Raw genomic sequence first — 728 nt, forward strand, 5'->3', positions numbered from 1 at the left:
GTCTGAACAATTCCTCTATAAACCAGCGGCATCTGTACCAAGAGACGCACTGTAGAGCCTGTTCCACATTCGAGACTTCATGATTTGTCAGAAGCACCCATTCTATGGGATCTTCTCTTTCAGGTACGGTTCCCTGAGCCTCAGACACCTTTATGCAATTGTATACAATATTGGCATCTGCCGATTTCGGACTGCCTGCTGGACGCTCCAAACAAACTTCCGCGAAACGCACTTCCATCTTTGCCGTTCTGGCCTTGCGCCCGTGTGAGGCAGGAAGGTGAAATTCGTACTGACCGGACGGTGAAACGGATAACATAAATTCATGCAACCTACATTCTGAGCCTTTTATACGACGGTCTTGGTTTGAGCGCACGATTAGCTTGACGTTGTTTTTGCCACGCTTCAACACCTCATAAACATCTGACTCGCGGTCACTAAGCATTGTTATCAATACGTCTTCTCCTATAAGGTCTGCGGTCTTGTCTATGGATTCGCTCCAACGGTATGATTCTTTCAACTCCGCCGGCAGTTTCTTGTATTTGCGCTCACGGCATCCGGGATTTCCCTCTTCACGGTTCCACAAATGTATATGAGTGAAGCCATAAGGAGTAAAGGTCTCCGGATCAACCGCAAGTGTAGGATGGAGGAAACAGCCTGTCTCACCATTAGAGACACAGCCTGGAGTTTTCCCCTTTTTATGCATGCGGAGATTGTGACCGTTATAATTT

At 47.4% G+C, this 728-nt stretch carries 1 protein-coding gene; it reads right to left on the reverse strand.

Annotation, left to right across the window (positions count from 1 at the left end; all coding sequences use genetic code 11):
- On the reverse strand, positions 1-728 hold a 728-nt coding region (locus tag KM934_RS12890), incomplete at both ends, for an IS4 family transposase (RefSeq protein WP_215761034.1).

It is taken from the genome of Hallella faecis (assembly GCF_018789675.1).
GTDB classification, from domain to species: Bacteria; Bacteroidota; Bacteroidia; order Bacteroidales; family Bacteroidaceae; genus Prevotella; species Prevotella faecis.